The sequence below is a fragment of the Sphingomonas morindae genome (assembly GCF_023822065.1).
Lineage (GTDB): Bacteria > Pseudomonadota > Alphaproteobacteria > Sphingomonadales > Sphingomonadaceae > Solisphingomonas > Solisphingomonas morindae.
Map to the genome: position 1 here is coordinate 223,336 of NZ_CP084930.1, position 15,860 is coordinate 239,195.

Consider the following 15,860-nt stretch of genomic DNA (forward strand, 5'->3'; position numbering starts at 1 on the left):
TGATGCAGCGGTGCTGGTAAAGAAGCGGTTAGCCGCCCCGAACGGGCAGCGAGGCGCCCAGCATCAGCACGCCATCCTGCGGCTCGACGATCAGCATCTCGCCGCCGCGCTGATTGGCGAGCTGCCAGGTGAGCCAGGCCGGCGCCGCGCGCGGGGTGAGGGTTTCGGCGGCGGTGCCGCCGGTCAGCGCGGTGCGCAGCTCGGGATCGAGCACGATGCGCGGGCCCTCGGCCCTGACGGCGATATCCAGCTGTTCGCTGCTGGTCTCGGTGCCGATGTCGAGCCGGCCGCCGCGCACCAGCGCGTCGCCCGCGATCAGCGCGAGGTTGAGCAGGATTTTGATCGCGCCCTTGCTCAGCACCGCGTCGCCGACCATCCAGCCCACCTGGATGCGGCGATCGCCGCCGAACAGCCCCTCGATCGCGGCCTTGACCTCGCGCGTGTCGACACTGTCGCCAAAGCCGCCGGCGGCGCCGAAGGCGAGGCGGAAGAATTTGAGCTTGTTCGCCGAAGCCCGCGCGCTCTCGGCGAGGAGATCGAGGCAGCGGGCACGCATCTCGGGATCATGCTCGTCGGCCAGCAGCTCGATGCCGTTGTTCAGCGCGCCAACCGGGGAGAGCAGATCATGGCACAGCCGCGAGCACAACAGACTCGCAAAGTCGATGCCATCCGGCGTCATGCCCTCTTCCTCTCTTCCATAGCCAAGGCGCGCCCTTGTGGCGACTGGCGCACCGCAGCGCAACCGCCTAACCATCCACGATGAGCCTGACCGGTTCGAACGCCCCGTGCATGCGCCCGCCGGCCATGGCCCGCCACAGGCGCGCTTCACCTAAACCGATAATCAGCCAAAGCTTTCCCGCATCATTCGCGCAAGCGGCATCGCGCGGCGAAGGGGTGGGCGGGCCGAATGGATGGCTGTGGTAATGCCCGAGCAGGCGCGGCCCGCCCGCCCGCTCCGCGCGCATCGCCGCAAACAGCGCGGCGGGATCGAGTTCGAACTGGCGGTCGGGCGGATCGGCGACATTGGCGGCGGGCATGGCCGCCGCGATCCGATCCGGCGCCGCGCCGAGCAGCAGGCCGCAAATCTCGCGATCCGCCGCCGCCGCCGCGGCATCGATCAGGCGGCCGTACAGCGCTCTTGCAATATGAACGTCCATCCCCACATCCGCTAGCGGATGAATGCGGGGGTTTCCAACATCAACGCGGTGATCGCGGCCGAAGCCGATGGCTGGCGCCTAGACCGGGCGCTGGCGGCCGCCGTGCCGAGCCTGTCGCGGGAGCGGCTCAAGGCGCTGATCTCCAGCGGCGCGGTGACGCTGAACGGCAGCGCGACGCGGGATCCGGCCAGCAAGGCGCGGGCGGGCGATTCGTTCCTCGTCGCGGTGCCGGAGCCGGCGCCGGCGGATGCCCAGGCGCAGGATATTCCGCTGGTGATCGCCTATGAGGATGCGCATCTGATCGTGGTCGACAAGCCCGCCGGGCTGGTCGTCCATCCCGCCGCCGGCAATCTCGACGGCACGCTGGTCAATGCGCTGCTGCATCATTGCCGGGGTGCCCTGTCCGGGATCGGCGGCGTGGCGCGGCCCGGGATCGTGCATCGGATCGACAAGGACACGAGCGGGCTGATCGTGGCGGCCAAGCATGACAAGGCGCATGAGGGGCTGGCCGCCCAATTCGCGCGCCACAGCATCGAGCGGCGCTATCTCGCGCTGGTTGCGGGCGTGCCGCTGCGCGACGCCGGCACGGTGGACGCGCCGCTCGCGCGCTCGGCGCAGGATCGCAAGAAGATGGCGATCGTGGCCGATGGCCGGGGCAAGCGCGCGGTGACGCACTGGCGCGTGCTGGAGCGGCTGCGCGACGCGGCTTTGGTGGAATGCCGGCTGGAGACGGGCCGCACGCACCAGGTCCGCGTCCATATGGCGTCGATCGGCCATGGCCTGCTCGGCGATCCGGTCTATGGTCGCGCCGGAGGACGGCACCAGGGGCTGCTCAAGGCGTTGAACTTTACGAGGCAGGCGCTGCATGCGACCGTGCTGGGGTTTGAACATCCGGTGACAAGCGCGGCTATGTCGCTGAGAAGTACAATTCCACACGATATGCAGGATCTGTTCACCGCACTTCGTCTATAGAGGTTTCAATTCGGAACCGGATCCGAGTCCGGCCCCGTCAGGTGATGGGAGATTGATCATGGCTGCACAGAGCGCGACGGGCGGCAAGATGCCCGCCACCATTCCCGCCCTTGGCGGCGAGCAGAGCCTGAACCGCTATCTTTCCGAGATACGGCGGTTCCCGATCCTCGCGCCCGAGGAAGAATATATGCTCGCCAAGCGCTTCCAGGAGCATGGCGACACCGAGGCCGCGTCGCGGCTGGTCACCTCGCATCTGCGGCTCGTCGCCAAGATCGCGATGGGCTATCGCGGCTATGGCCTGCCCACGTCCGAGCTGATCTCGGAAGGCAATATCGGCCTGATGCAGGGCGTGAAGAAGTTCGAGCCCGATCGCGGCTTCCGCCTGGCCACCTATGCCATGTGGTGGATCCGCGCCTCGATCCAGGAATATATCCTGCGGTCGTGGAGCCTGGTGAAGATGGGCACCACGGCGGCGCAGAAGAAGCTCTTCTTCAACCTGCGGCGGATGAAGAGCCGTATCGACGCCTTCGAGGACGGCGATCTCCATCCCGAGCATGTCGCCAAGATCGCGAAGGATCTCGGCGTCACCGAGGAGGAGGTGACCTCGATGAACCGGCGCATGGCGATGGGCGGCGACAGCTCGCTCAACGCGCCGATGCGCGAGGATGGCGAGGGCAGCTGGCAGGATTGGCTGGTCGACAATGATCCGCTCCAGGACGAGCGGCTCGCCGAGGACGAGGAGAAGGGCGTGCGCCACGCGCTGCTCGTCGAGGCGATGGACGATCTGAACGACCGCGAGAAGCATATCCTCGCCGAGCGACGCCTGTCCGACGATCCCAAGACGCTGGAGGAGCTAAGCCAGGTCTATGGTGTCAGCCGCGAGCGGGTGCGCCAGATCGAGGTGCGCGCGTTCGACAAGCTGCAAAAGGCGATGTTGCGGCTGGCCGGCGGCAAGGGCCTGCTGCCCGCCCCCGCCTGATCGCACGGCCGTCGTCGCTCAACAAAAAGGGGCGCCCGCTGTGATGGCGGGCGCCCCTTTGACTGTCGGCGGTGGGCCGGCGGCCCGCCGCGCGCGATCAGCCGACGATTTCTTCGGGCTTGAAGAAGAAGTCGATCTCGATCTTGGCATTGTCGAGGCTGTCCGAGCCATGGACCGAATTGGCCTCGATCGACTCGGCATAGGCCTTGCGGATCGTGCCCTCTTCGGCCTGGGCCGGATTGGTGGCGCCCATCACCTTGCGGTTGGCGGCCACGGCATCCTCGCCCTCAAGCACCTGCACCACCACCGGGCCGGAGATCATGAAGCTGACCAGATCGTTGAAGAAAGGCCGCTCCTTGTGGACGGCATAGAAGCCCTCGGCCTGCGCCTGGGTCATCTGGATGCGCTTGGACGCGACGACCCGCAGGCCCGCCTCCTCCAGCATCTTGGTGACGGCGCCGGTCAGATTGCGGCGGGTGGCATCGGGCTTGATGATCGAGAAGGTGCGTTCGGTCGCCATGGCCGAGCGGGCTCCATTGCTTGGGACGAAGGAAAGTGGCGCCCCTCTAGGCGGCGGCCGGGAGCGTGGCAAGCGTTCCCATGCGGCGCGCGGGCCGCTAGGCTGGCGCCATGAGCCTCGCCTCCGTGATCGACGATCTCGCCCGCCGCGCGCCCGATCTGCGCGTGCGGATCAGCGAAACGAGCACCGCCACCGTCGCCGAGGCCGCGGCGACGCTGGGGGTGGAGCCCGGCCGCATCGCCAAGACGATCGCGCTAGCCGTTGCGGGCGCGCCGCTGCTGCTGGTGACGCGCGGCGATGCGCGGCTCGACAATGGCCTCGCCAAGGCGGCGTTCGGCGGCCGGCCGCGGATGCTGGACGCCGAGACGGTGCTGGCGCTCACCAGCCATCCGGTGGGCGGCGTCTGCCCGTTCGGCCTGCCCGGCCCGGTGCCGATTTGGCTCGATACCAGCCTGCGCGATTTCGAGACCCTCTTTCCCGCCGCGGGCGATCGCACCGCCTCGGTCGAGCTAAGCCCAGAGCGGCTGGCGGCGCTGACCGGCGGGCTGTGGGTGCGCGCCTGCACGTTGTCGTCCGCAACCGGCGTCGCCACCGCGAGTTGACGAACCCGCCACCGAGGCGTGGCGAACAGGAGATGCCCATGGCCCCGTCCACCGCCCCCACTGCGCCGCCGCCCGCGCAGGCGGGCCGCGCCTCACGCGATCTGGTCTGGCTGGTGATCGGGCTGTTCTTCATCTGGGGCGGCGTCACCAGCCTCAACGATGTCCTGATCCCCAAGCTCAAGGGGCTCTACGCGCTCAGCTACACCGAGGTGATGCTGACCCAGTTCGCCTTCTTCATGGGCTATTTCATCTTCTCGCTGCCCGCCGGCACGCTGATCGCGCGGATCGGCTATATGCGCGGGATCGTCGTCGGGCTGGCGATCATGGCGGCGGGCGCGGCGCTGTTCTGGCCGTCCTCGCGCGCCGGCGTCTATGGCTATTATCTCGTCGCGCTGTTCATCATCGCGGGCGGCATCACCGTGCTCCAGGTGGCCGCCAACCCGCTCATCTCCCAGCTGGGCGACGAACGGACGGCATCGAGCCGGCTCACCTTCGCGCAGGCGTTCAACTCGCTCGGCACCACGATCTGGCCCTATATCGGCGCCAATCTGATCCTCGGCACCGCCGCCGCGACCGATCCGGCGACGCTGCACGGCGCCGCGCTCGATCAGTTCCGCGCGCGCGAAAGCCACATCGTCGCCAATGTCTATGTCGGGATCGCGCTGGTGCTGGTGCTGCTGGCGCTGATCTTCGCGGTGCGCCGCAACGCGATCCGCGCCGATACGCCCGACGCGGTGGGCTTCGGCGCGATCCTCGGCCTGCTCGGGCGGCGGCGGATCGCCTTCGGCGTGGCGGCGCTGTTCGCCTATGTCGGGGCGGAGGTGTCGATCGGCAGCATGCTGGTCAATTATCTCCAGCTGCCCTCGGTGCTGGCGCTCGATCCGGTGGCGGCCGGGCAGCGGCTTTCGCTCTACTGGGGCGGCGCGATGATCGGCCGGTTCATCGGCGCGGCGCTGCTGCGGCGAGTGGAGCCGGGCCGGATGCTGATCCTCTTCTCGGCCGCCAATGTCGTGCTGATCGCCACCTCGATGGCCAGCACCGGGCCGGTCGCGGGCTGGGCGCTGATCGCCGTGGGGCTGTTCAACTCGATCATGTTCCCCACCGTCTTCGCGCTGGCGCTGGAAGGGCTCGACAATCGCGCGGCCGAAGGCGCCGCCCTGCTCTGCATGGCGATCGTCGGCGGCGCGATCGTGCCGCTCGCCACCGGCCGCATGGCCGATGCCACCTCGCTCGGCGCGGCGCTGGTGATCCCGCTGATCTGCTACGTGGTCATCGCCGCCTTCGGCTATTTCGAGCCGAGCCGGAAGCCGGCGGGCGATTGAGGCGCGCCCCGCCTTGCCTCCGCCCCCGCGCCTCTCCTAAAGCGGCCGGCCACAGGAGGGTCAGGCATGGGTAAGGCGGCAATGTTGGGCGTGGCGCTGGCCTTGGGCGCCTCCACCCTGGCGGCCGCGCCGCAGATGCCCGGCGCCCGCCCCACCCCCTATTGGGCCTCGCTCAGCGCCGGCGAGGCGCGGATGCGCACCGGCCCGGGCCGCAACTATCCGGCGAACTGGCTCTATCGCCGCCAGGGGCTGCCGGTGCAGGTGATCGAAGTCTATCCCGGATGGCGCAAGGTGCGCGATCCCGATGGCGAGACGGGCTGGATGATCCAGAACCTGCTCGGCGCGCAGCGCACCGCCATGGTTCGCGGCGAAACCGCGCCCTTGCGCGACTCGCCTTCGCCCACCGCGCCGATCCTGTGGCGGGCCGAGCCCGGCGTGATCGGGCGCGTGTCCAAATGCGGCGGCGGCTGGTGCCGGCTGGACGTGGAGGGCCGCGCCGGCTTTGTCGAAACCAGCCGCCTCTGGGGGGTCGATCCGCAGGAGACGCTCGATTGAGCGAGCCCGCGCCCCGGCGACATTACACAGGGTTCACGCGACCTTCACCGGCGGGCACGCGGCCCTCTCCTATAGCGGGTGTGTCGGCGGGCCTGGACCCTGTCACGCCGATGCATGACGGAACGGCGCTCGGCTTCCCACTCCCGGCCGGGCGCCGTTTTCCTGTGGCGGCCCGATCCCGTCCCCCGCATTTCCGCACGAGTCGAGCATGAGCGAAGCGCCCGTCTTCTATGATCCCAGCGGTCGCCGGAAGCGCTGGTCGCTCCGCGCGCTCGGGCTGGTGCTGCTGGCGGTGGTCGCCGCCGCCGGCGTGTTCGCGATGACGATCGTGCATGTGCCGATCCCGCAGCCGATCGAGTTCCACGGCGAACATCCCCAGCCGCGTCCGCTGCCGGCGCAGATCGCCCATGTCGGCCGCTCGCTGAGCCGGCGCGCGCAGAAGCTGGCGGCGGCGCTCGGCGCGTGGAGCCCGCGCGCCTCGGCCGGGGCGGCGCATGTGCGCCAGACGGTGGTCGGCTTCTACGCGCCCTGGGCGGACGATTCCAAGGCGTCGCTGGTGCGCCATGTCAACCAGCTGGACTGGCTGGTGCCCGATCTGGTGAGCGTGACCGGGCCCAATCACCAGATGGTCGTGACCCAGGATCGCGTGCTGGACGCGGTGCTGCGCAACGCGACCAGCCGGCCCAAATTGCTGCCGATGGTGCAGAATGCGATCGGCGGCGTGTGGGATGGCGCGGGCGCCGCCAAGCTGCTCCACAACCCCGCGATGCGGCACAAGCTGCTCGATCGGCTGGAGCCGGTGCTGCAACGCTTCCAGGCCGCCGGCGTCGCCTTCGACTTCGAGGATCTGCCGACCAGCGCGCAGCCCGATTATCAGCGCTTCATCGCCGAGGCCAAGGCGCGCTTCGGCCCGCGCGGGCTGCTCGTCACGCTGGCCGTGCCGGTGGGCGACGATGATTGGAACCTGCGCGCCTATGCCCGCGCGGCCGACAAGCTGTTCATCATGGACTATGACGAACATTATCCGGAAGGCGCGCCCGGCCCGATCGCCTCGCAGACCTGGTTCGTCGAGCAGATGCGCGCCGCGATCCGCCAGATCGGCCGCGACAAGGCGATCATCGCCATCGCCAATTACGGCTATGACTGGCCCAAGGGCCAGACCGGCGCGGTCGTGACGAACGAGGAAGCCTGGCTGACCGCGCACGACAATGGCGCCGAGATCCGCTTCGATCCGGTGAGCGGCAACGCCACCTACGCCTATGCCGATGACGATGGCGTGGCGCACACGGTGTGGCTGACCGACGCCGCCAGCGCCTGGAACCAGCTGCGCGCGGTGGACGCGCTCGGCGCCAGCGGGGTGGCGCTGTGGCGCCTCGGCTCCGAGGATTCGGGCGTGTGGAACGCGCTGCGCGGCTTCGAGACGCGCACCATCCCCGATCTATCGGAACCGCGATCGATCGGCGACGTGGATGTGGAGGGCAATGGCGAGCTGCTGCGCATCACCGCCACCCCCACGCCCGGCCACCGCGTGATCCGCACCGATGCGCGCGGGATGATCCGCGACGAGCGCTTCACCGTCCTGCCGACGCCCTATGTCGTCACCCGCTCGGGCTATCGGCCCGGTTATGTCGCGCTCACCTTCGATGACGGCCCGGACGGCAAATGGACGCCGCGCATCCTCGACATCCTCAAGCGCGAGGGCGTGCCGGGCACCTTCTTCGTGATCGGCGAGAATGCCGTCAGCCATCCGGGGCTGCTCAACCGCATCATCGCGGAAGGGTCCGAGATCGGCAACCACAGCTACACCCATCCCAATATGGCGCTGGTCGCGCCGCGCGGGATCCGGCTGGAGCTGAACGCCACGCAGCGGCTGATCGAGGCTTATACCGGGCGCGGCACGCGGCTGCTGCGCCTGCCCTATTTTGGCGACGCCGAGCCCACCACCGACGACGAACTCGTGCCGGCGCTGCAGGCGCAGGAGGACGGCTATCTCAATGTCGGCCTGCATGTCGACAGCGAGGACTGGCAGCGCCCCGGCGTCGCCGCCATTCTCGACAACAGCCTGCGCGGCGTGCTCGCCTCCAACGACCAGAAATCGGGCAATGTCATCCTGCTCCACGATGCCGGCGGCGATCGCGAGCAGACGGTGGAGGCGCTGCCCACGCTGATCCACACGCTCAAGGCGCGCGGCTATCATTTCGTCACCGCCTCGGAGCTGATCGGCGTCTCGCGCGATGCCGCCATGCCGCAGATCAAGGGTGAGGATCTGCTCGCGGTGCGCGCCGATGTCGGCATCTTCCTGTTCCTCGCCGGGCTGCTCGGCCTGCTCAAATGGATCTTCTTCTTCGCCATCACGCTCGGCATCGGCCGGGCGCTGCTGCTGGCGGTACTGGCGGTGCTGGCGCGGCGCGCCGATGCGCGCGAGACGCCGCCGGCGATCGATCCTGAGCGGTTCGTCTCGGTGCTGATCCCCGCCTTCAACGAGGCGCGCGTGATCGAATCCTCGGTGCGCCGGGTGCTGGCGAGCACGGGGGTGCGGCTGGAGGTGATCGTCGTCGACGACGGATCGACCGACGAGACGAGCGCGATCGTCGACCAGGCCTTTGCCGGCGATCCGCGCGTGCGGCTGCTGACGCTGACCAATGGCGGCAAGGCGCGCGCGCTCAACCAGGCGCTGGCGCTGGCCCGAGGGGATGTCGTCGTCGCGCTCGATGCGGACACCCAGTTCGAGCCGGAGACCATCGCCCGGCTGGCGCGCTGGTTCGCCGATCCCGAGATCGGCGCCGTCGCGGGCAACGCCAAGGTGGGCAACCGCGTCAATCTCGTCACCCGCTGGCAGGCGGTGGAATATGTGACCGCCCAGAATCTGGAACGGCGCGCGCTGACCCGCTTCGACGCCATCACCGTGGTGCCGGGCGCGGTGGGCGCATGGCGGCGCGCGGCGCTGGATCAGGTCGGGGGCTATCCGGTGGATACGCTGGCCGAGGATCAGGATCTCACCATCGCCATCCAGCGCGCCGGCTGGCAGGTGGCCTATGATGTCGACGCGGTCGCCTGGACCGAGGCGCCCGAAACCTTCCGCGCGCTCGCCCGCCAGCGCTTCCGCTGGGCGTTCGGCACGCTGCAATGCCTGTGGAAGCACCGCGCCATCCTGCGCACGCGCAAGCCGCCGGGCCTGGCGCTGGTCGGCCTGCCCCAGGCCTGGCTGTTCCAGATCATCTTCGCGGCGATTTCGCCGATCATCGATCTCGCGCTGGGCATCAGCATCGTCTCCACCATCGTCCGCGTCCACCAGCATGGCTGGGCGCAGACGCAGAGCGACGTGCTGCGCATGGGCCTCTACTGGATGGCCTTCACCAGCATCGATCTGCTCTGCGGCTGGATCGCCTATCGGCTGGAGCCGCGCCGCACCCGTTATCCGGCGCTGCTGCTGCTGGCGCAGCGCTTCGTCTACCGCCAGCTGATGTATTCGGTGGTGCTGCGCGCGATCGGCGCGGCGCTCTCGGGTCCGTGGGTCGGCTGGGGCAAGCTGCAGCGCACCGGCCGGGTCGACGTGGCCGGCTGAGCGGCGACGCTCAGGCGGGCAGCCGCAGCGTCACCGCCAGCCCCGGCGCGCGATCGCCCAGCGTGATCGTGCCGCCATGGAGCCGCGCGACGGCGGCGGCGAGCGACAGGCCGAGCCCCGCCCCGCTCACCGAACGGGCGGGATCGAGGCGACCGAAGCGGCGCAGCGCCTCCTCGCGGCGATCGGCGGGGATGCCGGGGCCGTCATCCTCCACGCGGATCGCGACCGCGCCCTCCTCGGCGGTGACGGTCAGGCCGATGGCGCCGCCGGGCCGGCCATATTTCATGGCATTGTCGACGAGATTGGCGATCGCCTGGCCGAGCAGCTCGCGATGCACCGGGGCGCGCGCGCTGCCTTCGGCCTGCAGGCTGAAGCCGCGTTCCTCGGCCAGCGGGCCGTACATCTCGACCAGATCCTCGATCATCCGGCCGAGATCGGTGTCGATCAGCCGGTCGCGCCCGATCCCGGCTTCGGCACGGCTGATCTCGAGCGCGGTGGTGAGCATGGCGAGCAACGTCTCCGCCTCGGCCGAGACCCGCTCCAGCGCGCCCAGCGCGGCCTCGTCGCCCGTCTCGCGCATCGCCCGTTCCACCGTCGCCCGCAGGCGGGTGAGCGGCGAGCGCAGATCATGGGCCAGCGAATCGGTCACCATGCGCAGCTCGGAGACCAGCGCCTCGATCCGGCCGAGCATCAGGTTGATGGCACCCGCCAGCTCGGCGAAGGCATCGCCCGTCTCGTCCTCCACCGGGACGCGCCGGCTAAGCTCGCCCTGCGCCACCGCGCGCGCCGTTTCGGCGATGCGCTCCACCCGGCTCGTCACCACGCGCGTCGCCACCACGGCGCCGAGCAGCGCCAGCGGAATGGTGAGCGACAGCGCCGCGACGAGCGCCTCGCCCGTCAGCCGGCGGATATGAAGATCGCGCTCGATGACATGGCCGACGAGCAGGTGCGAGCCGTCGGGCAGGCTGGTGGTGACGATGCCGATCCGCTCGGGCGTGGCGCGCCCCATGCGGTACAGCGTATAGACCTGCCAGCCCGACCGGAACGCCACCGGCGGCGGCCAGTCGGCGATATTGCCGGCGAGATGATTGCCGTCGGGATCGTCGAACAGCACCGCGGCATCGTGCGCGCCGAGGCTGGCGAGCCGCGAGGGGATGAGCTTGCGCAGTCCGGCCGTCCCTTCCTCGCGCCAATCGGCGACGAAATCGTCGCGCAGCGCCTCGGCCAGCGCCTGCGAGCTGCGTTCCAGCTCGTCCGCGATCACATAGCGCACGAACAGCAGCAGCGAGCCGGCCAGCACCAGCTGCACCGCGAAGACCAGAGCGAAGAAGCGCAGGCTGGACGAGCGCAGCAGCCGCACGCGCCTAGCTGTCCACCGCCAGCCGATAGCCGGCGCCGCGCACGGTGTGGATCAGCGGCGCCGCCTCGCCGTCATCGATCTTGCGGCGCAGCCGGCTGACATGCACGTCGATCACGTTGGTGCCGGGATCGAAATGATAGTCCCACACGCCTTCCAGCAACATGGTGCGCGTGACGACCTGCTCCTTGTGGCGCAGCAGATATTCGAGCAGCCGGAATTCGCGCGGCTGGAGATCGATCGCGCGCTGGCCGCGCCGCACCTTGCGCGACAGCAGATCCATTTCGAGATCGCCGCAGCCGAGCCGCGTGGTCGGCTGCGCGCCGCCGCCGCCCCGCCGCAGCATCAGCCGCAGCCGCGCCAGCAATTCGGCGAAGGCGAAGGGCTTGGTGAGATAATCGTCCGAGCCTGCGGTGAGGCCGGCGACGCGATCGTCCACCGCCGCGAGCGCGGAGAGCATCAGCACGGGCGTGTGGATGCCGCCGGCACGCAGCGCGCCCAGCACGGCCATGCCATCCATGCCCGGCAGCATGCGATCGAGGATGATCGCGTCATAGCCGCCATCGGTGGCGTGGAACAGGCCGTCCCGCCCGGTGGCGGCCTGGTCCACCGTCATCCCCTCCTCGACCAGGCCCTTGGCAACATAGGCGGCGGTTTGAGGATCGTCCTCAATCAGAAGGATCTTGTGGGTCATGCGCGGTGTTGGACACCTCCGTCACAAGGGTGTCGACCGGTTCGGCCCGATCGATCGCCACCGTCCATACCGCGTTTCCACGCACGATATGAAGGGCAAGCTGGCGCGCGCGCTGGCGGGCGTGCAGCACCGCCGCGATTCCCGCGACGCTGTGCACCGGGCGCCCGTCCACCGCCGCGATATGATCGCCCACCCGCACGCCGCGCTGCTCGGCCTCGCTGGCCGAGCGCAGGCTCGTCACCACCGGCATCTGCGCGGGATCGTCCACCAGCGTCACGCCCGGCACCAGCGGCCCGGACAGGATCGGCCGGGCCCGGTTGGCGAGACGATGCTCGGTCCACAGGCCGATCGCGAGCGCGGCGACGAGGCAGATCGCCGCCGTCCACAAGGTCGGCCGCGCCGATCCCCGCCCGTGTCGATGTCCCACGCCCATTCCGCCACAATGCCGTCCAGGCCACTTCGGCGCGATGGGGGCGGCATGACTAATTTGTCATGCCGCCCCGGCCGCTTAGTCCCCGGTCAGGATGCGATCGACGAGCTGCTTCACGCTCGGCACGAAGCCGTTCGAGTAGAAGGGATCCTGACGGAAGCGATAGGCGGCGTGGCCGGCGAACATGAGGTTGCGCTCGACATCGCCGCCATGGGCGATGTCCTGCAGCGTCTTCTGGATGCAGAAGCTGCGCGGATCGGCGAGCCGGCCGGTGGAATTCACCTCATTGTCCGCCCAGGAGGAGAAGCTGCACTGGCTGAGGCAGCCCATGCAGTCGGTCTGGTCCTTGCGGATCGTCTTCATTTCCTCGGGCGTCACGAAGACGAGCGTATTGTCCGGCGTCTTGAGCGCCATGGTATAGCCGAGGCCATACCATTCGCGGGCGCGCTGGAGATCGCCCAGCGTCACCCAGAAGCTCTTGCCCTTGACGCCGACATCGAGCTGGAACTGGTGGTCGCCCGCCGCCTGGGTGGAAAAGGGCACCTGCCGCTCCGAGCGCGCTTCCAGCTCGCGCAGGAAGGGATTGCGCACCGCCGAGGAATAGAAGCCGGTCGGCGAGAAGCGGTGCAGCAGCACATCGCCCTCGTCCAGCGTCATAAGCCGCTGCTTCCACGCCTCGGGGATCGGGCTTTCCTGGGTGAGCAGCGGACGGGTGCCGAACTGGAAGGCGATGCGGCCAAGCTCCGGATTGTCGATCCAGTCGTTCCACTCGCGTAGGAACCAGACATTGCCCGCCATGACGATCGGCGTCTCGTCGGGAATGCCGCCCTCGCGCATCGTGTCGCGCAGCGCCTTCACGCGCGGATAGGGATCCTCGGGGCGGAGCGGATCCTCGGCGTTGGACAGGCCGTTATGGCCGCCCGCCTTCCAGGGATCCTCGTACACCACCGCCGCCAGCCATTCCGCCGCCTTGGAATAGGCGCGCTTCCAGAGCGCGCGGAAGGCGCGGCCCGAGGAGACGATCGGCAGGTAGGAGACATTGTAGGAGGCGGCGATCTCGGACAGCTTGTACGGCATGCCGGCGCCGCAGGTGACGCCCGAGACGAGGCCGCGCGTGCGCTCCAGCACGCCGTGCAGCACGCGCTGCGCGCCGCCCATCTCCCACAGCACGTTGATGTTGATCGCGCCGCGCCCGGAGGCGTGCTCATAGGCGCGCCGCACCTGCTCCACCGCGCCATCGATGGCGTATTGGATCAGTTCCTCGTGCCGCTCGCGCCGGGTGAGGGCGCGGTAGATTTGCGGGATGATACGGCCTTCGGGATCGTAGCTGTCCGCATTGACGGCCGAGACGGTTCCGATGCCGCCCGCCGCCGCCCAGGCGCCCGAGCTCAAATGGTTGGTCGCGGAGACGCCCTTGCCGCCTTCAACCAGCGGCCACACCTCGCGGCCGCCGTAAAGGATCGGCCGTAAACCTTTGAACACCTGTTTCTCCAACCGAAACGTCCTGGAACCCTGCCGGTCTTCCTAACAGAAAGCCCGCAGCGATGCGCTAGATAGTTAGCCTAAGACGCCAGGGCGACCCAAGGCGCTTCCGTAGAGCGCCCGGTAGGCGCCGATCATCGCGTCCTCGCCATATTGCGACCAGGCCTCGGCCCGGTTGGCGCCGCCGAGGCGATGGCGCAGATCGCGGCTGGCGACGAGCCGCGCGAGCGCCTCGCCCAGCCCCTCGGCATCACCCGGCGCGGCGAGCAGGCGGCGATTGGGTTCGGCCACCATCGCCGCGACATCGCCGACGCGCGTCGCCGCCACCGGCAGGCCCGCCGCCATCGCCTCGACCAGCGCGATCGGGAATTGCTCGCTGTCCGACGACAGGGCGAAGATGTCGAAATGGCCGATGTAGCGGGCGGGATCGGGCAGGAAGCCAGGCAGCAGCACGCGATCCGCCACGCCCGCCGCCGCCGCCGCCGCGCGGATCGCCTCGCGCTCGGGCCCCTCGCCCACGATCACCAGCCGCGCCTGCCCGCCGGCGGCGGCGAAGGCGCGCACCAGCAGCGGCAGATTCTTGACCGCCCGCAGCCCCGCCATGGTGCCGATCACCACCTCGCCCGGCATGCGGCGGAAGCCAGGAATCGCGTCGGGCTCGGGCTGGCCCGCGAACCGCTCAAGCGGCACGCCGTTGGCGATGCGCCGGAGCCGCGCCGCCGGCTGGCGCCAGCTGCCGCGCGCCACCGTCTCGAGCGTCGCCGAGGGAACCACCAGCGCCAGCGCGGTGGCGAGCGCGGCGCGCCGGAAATAGACGCGGCGACGCTTCTGGCCGGCCAGCTCGTCGCTGTTGAAGCCGTCCTCGTGATGGATCAGCGGCGGCAGGCCCAGCGTGCGCGCGAACAGGCGATGCGCCATCACCCCGTCCATCGCGCCCCAATTATAGCTGAGCACCAGATCGAAGCCGCGCATGAAGCGGGCGATCTGCCAATAGCGACGCGGCGCCGGCAGCCCCGCCAGCGAGGGCGCCGCCGGATACTCGACCGCGACATCCGGCGCGATCAGCGCGCGCGCCCCCAGCGCGCCGGGCACGGCGCTGAGCACGGCGTGGCGGGCATGATCGCCAAAGGCGTTCATCAGGCGCACCGCGCGGCTTTCCTTGCCGCCCGGCGCGAAGGTGGAGTGGAGGTGGAGAAGACGCACGGACATGATCGGAAGGCGTATAGGCGCTCGGTTCTTAACGGGCCGTGGCCGGGCCCTGGGCAAAAGCCCTCAGACGGTGGTGCGCCCCCCTGCCACGCGCGCCAGCAGGCGATCGATGGCGCGGGCGGCCTCGGGCTCGTTGAGCGTCGGCGCATGGCCCACGCGGGGCACGGTAGCATGCACCAGCCCGGGGATGCGCGCCACCATGCGGTGTGCCGTGGCTTCGGACAAGATGTCGCTCAGCGCGCCGCGCACCAGGAGCAGCGGCCGCCCCGCGAGCGCCTCGAAGGCGGGCCAGAGATCGGGCGGCGCCACCACCTCGGGCGCGCGCATCGGCTCGGCGATGCGGAGATCGTAATCAAAGACGATGCGGCCATTGGGGGTGAGCCGGCACAGCCGCTTGGCCATGCCGAGCCAATCCTCGATATCGTAATCGGGAAAGGCGCCGCCCTGCGCCTCGGCGAGCCCGCGGGCGGCGTGCAGCCAGGTCGGCCAGCTCGCGCCCTTACCGACATAGCCGCGGATCCGCGCCAGCCCGCCGGGCTCAATCGCGGGGCCGATATCGTTGAGCAGCACGCCCGCCACGCGCTCCGGCCGCGCGGCGGTGAGCAAGGCCGCCAGCAGCCCGCCGAGCGAGGTGCCGAACAGCACCAGCTGATCCAGCCCGAGCCCGGCGATCAGCGCCTCGATATCGTTCAGATAGACCGGCGGCTGATAGCTGGCCGGATCGGGCGCATGGGCGCTTTCGCCGCGTCCGCGCAGCTCGGCGCAGATCACCCGCCATTCGGGCGAAAGCCGTTCGGCCAGCAGCTCGAAATCGCGCGCGTTGCGGGTCAGGCCGGGCAGGCACAGGATCGGCGGGCGACCATCGGCGCCGCCCGGATAGTGGCGGTAATGCAGGCGCAGGCCGTCCGCGCTCTGCCACCAGCCATCCTCGAACCGCGCCCGTTCGGCCATGCCCTGCTCCTCGTCACCGCGCGCCTGTATCGCCATGGCGCTGCGCTGCGGCAAGCCTTGCCGGA

Annotated in this window: 15 protein-coding genes; 6 read left to right on the forward strand and 9 right to left on the reverse strand. The window is 69.7% G+C overall.

Annotation, left to right across the window (positions count from 1 at the left end):
• Positions 1 to 28: 28 nt before the first annotated feature.
• Positions 29 to 679 carry a histidine phosphotransferase family protein gene (locus LHA26_RS01080; protein ID WP_252166916.1) on the reverse strand — a complete coding sequence of 217 codons (651 nt, stop codon included), beginning with the start codon at positions 677 to 679 and terminating at the stop codon, positions 29 to 31.
• Positions 680 to 746: 67 nt separating this feature from the next.
• On the reverse strand, positions 747 to 1,157 hold the full coding sequence (locus tag LHA26_RS01085) for a M67 family metallopeptidase (RefSeq protein ID WP_252166917.1): 411 nt from the start codon (positions 1,155 to 1,157) through the stop codon (positions 747 to 749).
• Between the two features lie 18 nt (positions 1,158 to 1,175).
• Here LHA26_RS01085 and LHA26_RS01090 point away from each other — a divergent pair, with 18 nt between their 5' ends.
• Positions 1,176 to 2,129, forward strand: coding sequence for an RluA family pseudouridine synthase (locus LHA26_RS01090; RefSeq protein WP_252166918.1), 954 nt, complete (start codon positions 1,176 to 1,178; stop codon positions 2,127 to 2,129).
• Positions 2,130 to 2,187: 58 nt separating this feature from the next.
• On the forward strand, positions 2,188 to 3,108 hold the full coding sequence (gene rpoH / locus LHA26_RS01095) for an RNA polymerase sigma factor RpoH (protein ID WP_252166919.1): 921 nt from the start codon (positions 2,188 to 2,190) through the stop codon (positions 3,106 to 3,108).
• Between the two features lie 97 nt (positions 3,109 to 3,205).
• On the opposite strand, the gene ndk is transcribed toward rpoH, so the two are convergent.
• Positions 3,206 to 3,628: a nucleoside-diphosphate kinase gene (gene ndk, locus LHA26_RS01100; protein WP_252166920.1), complete on the reverse strand. Its 423-nt coding sequence runs from the start codon at positions 3,626 to 3,628 to the stop codon at positions 3,206 to 3,208.
• A gap of 110 nt (positions 3,629 to 3,738) precedes the next feature.
• Between ndk and LHA26_RS01105 the strand changes: the two genes are divergently transcribed.
• The 4 genes from LHA26_RS01105 to LHA26_RS01120 all read left to right on the forward strand — a co-directional run bounded on the left by LHA26_RS01105 (position 3,739) and on the right by LHA26_RS01120 (position 9,672).
• Positions 3,739 to 4,230 carry a YbaK/EbsC family protein gene (locus LHA26_RS01105; protein WP_252166921.1) on the forward strand — a complete coding sequence of 164 codons (492 nt, stop codon included), beginning with the start codon at positions 3,739 to 3,741 and terminating at the stop codon, positions 4,228 to 4,230.
• A gap of 38 nt (positions 4,231 to 4,268) precedes the next feature.
• On the forward strand, positions 4,269 to 5,552 hold the full coding sequence (locus tag LHA26_RS01110; RefSeq protein WP_252166922.1) for a sugar MFS transporter: 1,284 nt from the start codon (positions 4,269 to 4,271) through the stop codon (positions 5,550 to 5,552).
• A 66-nt stretch (positions 5,553 to 5,618) separates the two neighbouring features.
• Entirely contained in the window at positions 5,619 to 6,107 is a 489-nt protein-coding gene (locus LHA26_RS01115; protein WP_252166923.1) for an SH3 domain-containing protein, read from the forward strand.
• Positions 6,108 to 6,315: 208 nt separating this feature from the next.
• Positions 6,316 to 9,672, forward strand: coding sequence for a trifunctional glycoside hydrolase family 18/polysaccharide deacetylase/glycosyltransferase family 2 protein (locus tag LHA26_RS01120; protein WP_252166924.1), 3,357 nt, complete (start codon positions 6,316 to 6,318; stop codon positions 9,670 to 9,672).
• A gap of 10 nt (positions 9,673 to 9,682) precedes the next feature.
• Here the strand turns inward: LHA26_RS01120 and LHA26_RS01125 are convergent, their stop codons facing one another.
• The 6 genes from LHA26_RS01125 to LHA26_RS01150 form a co-directional block, all read right to left on the reverse strand.
• Complete coding sequence (locus tag LHA26_RS01125; RefSeq protein WP_252166925.1) at positions 9,683 to 11,032, reverse strand: sensor histidine kinase; 1,350 nt, start codon at positions 11,030 to 11,032, stop codon at positions 9,683 to 9,685.
• Positions 11,033 to 11,036: 4 nt separating this feature from the next.
• Positions 11,037 to 11,723, reverse strand: a complete 687-nt coding sequence (locus LHA26_RS01130) for a winged helix-turn-helix domain-containing protein (RefSeq protein ID WP_252166926.1) — start codon at positions 11,721 to 11,723, stop codon at positions 11,037 to 11,039.
• A complete protein-coding gene (locus LHA26_RS01135; RefSeq protein WP_252166927.1) occupies positions 11,698 to 12,150 on the reverse strand; it encodes a PDZ domain-containing protein in 453 nt (150 codons plus the stop codon). The genes LHA26_RS01130 and LHA26_RS01135 overlap by 26 nt, the downstream gene beginning before the upstream one ends.
• Positions 12,151 to 12,231: 81 nt before the next feature.
• Positions 12,232 to 13,635, reverse strand: a complete 1,404-nt coding sequence (locus LHA26_RS01140; RefSeq protein ID WP_252166928.1) for an NAD(P)H-dependent flavin oxidoreductase — start codon at positions 13,633 to 13,635, stop codon at positions 12,232 to 12,234.
• Positions 13,636 to 13,710: 75 nt separating this feature from the next.
• Positions 13,711 to 14,844 carry a glycosyltransferase gene (locus tag LHA26_RS01145; RefSeq protein WP_252166929.1) on the reverse strand — a complete coding sequence of 378 codons (1,134 nt, stop codon included), beginning with the start codon at positions 14,842 to 14,844 and terminating at the stop codon, positions 13,711 to 13,713.
• A gap of 63 nt (positions 14,845 to 14,907) precedes the next feature.
• Entirely contained in the window at positions 14,908 to 15,831 is a 924-nt protein-coding gene (locus LHA26_RS01150) for an alpha/beta fold hydrolase (protein WP_252166930.1), read from the reverse strand.
• Positions 15,832 to 15,860 lie beyond the last annotated feature (29 nt).

Coding starts and splice junctions, on each gene's coding strand:
- rpoH (WP_252166919.1), top strand. CDS start 2,188: ATGGCTGCACAGAGCGCGACGGGCGGCAAGATGCCCGCCACCATTCCC.
- LHA26_RS01145 (WP_252166929.1), bottom strand. CDS start 14,844: ATGTCCGTGCGTCTTCTCCACCTCCACTCCACCTTCGCGCCGGGCGGC.
- LHA26_RS01110 (WP_252166922.1), top strand. CDS start 4,269: ATGGCCCCGTCCACCGCCCCCACTGCGCCGCCGCCCGCGCAGGCGGGC.
- ndk (WP_252166920.1), bottom strand. CDS start 3,628: ATGGCGACCGAACGCACCTTCTCGATCATCAAGCCCGATGCCACCCGC.
- LHA26_RS01090 (WP_252166918.1), top strand. CDS start 1,176: ATGAATGCGGGGGTTTCCAACATCAACGCGGTGATCGCGGCCGAAGCC.
- LHA26_RS01105 (WP_252166921.1), top strand. CDS start 3,739: ATGAGCCTCGCCTCCGTGATCGACGATCTCGCCCGCCGCGCGCCCGAT.
- LHA26_RS01085 (WP_252166917.1), bottom strand. CDS start 1,157: ATGGACGTTCATATTGCAAGAGCGCTGTACGGCCGCCTGATCGATGCC.
- LHA26_RS01115 (WP_252166923.1), top strand. CDS start 5,619: ATGGGTAAGGCGGCAATGTTGGGCGTGGCGCTGGCCTTGGGCGCCTCC.
- LHA26_RS01150 (WP_252166930.1), bottom strand. CDS start 15,831: ATGGCGATACAGGCGCGCGGTGACGAGGAGCAGGGCATGGCCGAACGG.
- LHA26_RS01130 (WP_252166926.1), bottom strand. CDS start 11,723: ATGACCCACAAGATCCTTCTGATTGAGGACGATCCTCAAACCGCCGCC.
- LHA26_RS01080 (WP_252166916.1), bottom strand. CDS start 679: ATGACGCCGGATGGCATCGACTTTGCGAGTCTGTTGTGCTCGCGGCTG.
- LHA26_RS01120 (WP_252166924.1), top strand. CDS start 6,316: ATGAGCGAAGCGCCCGTCTTCTATGATCCCAGCGGTCGCCGGAAGCGC.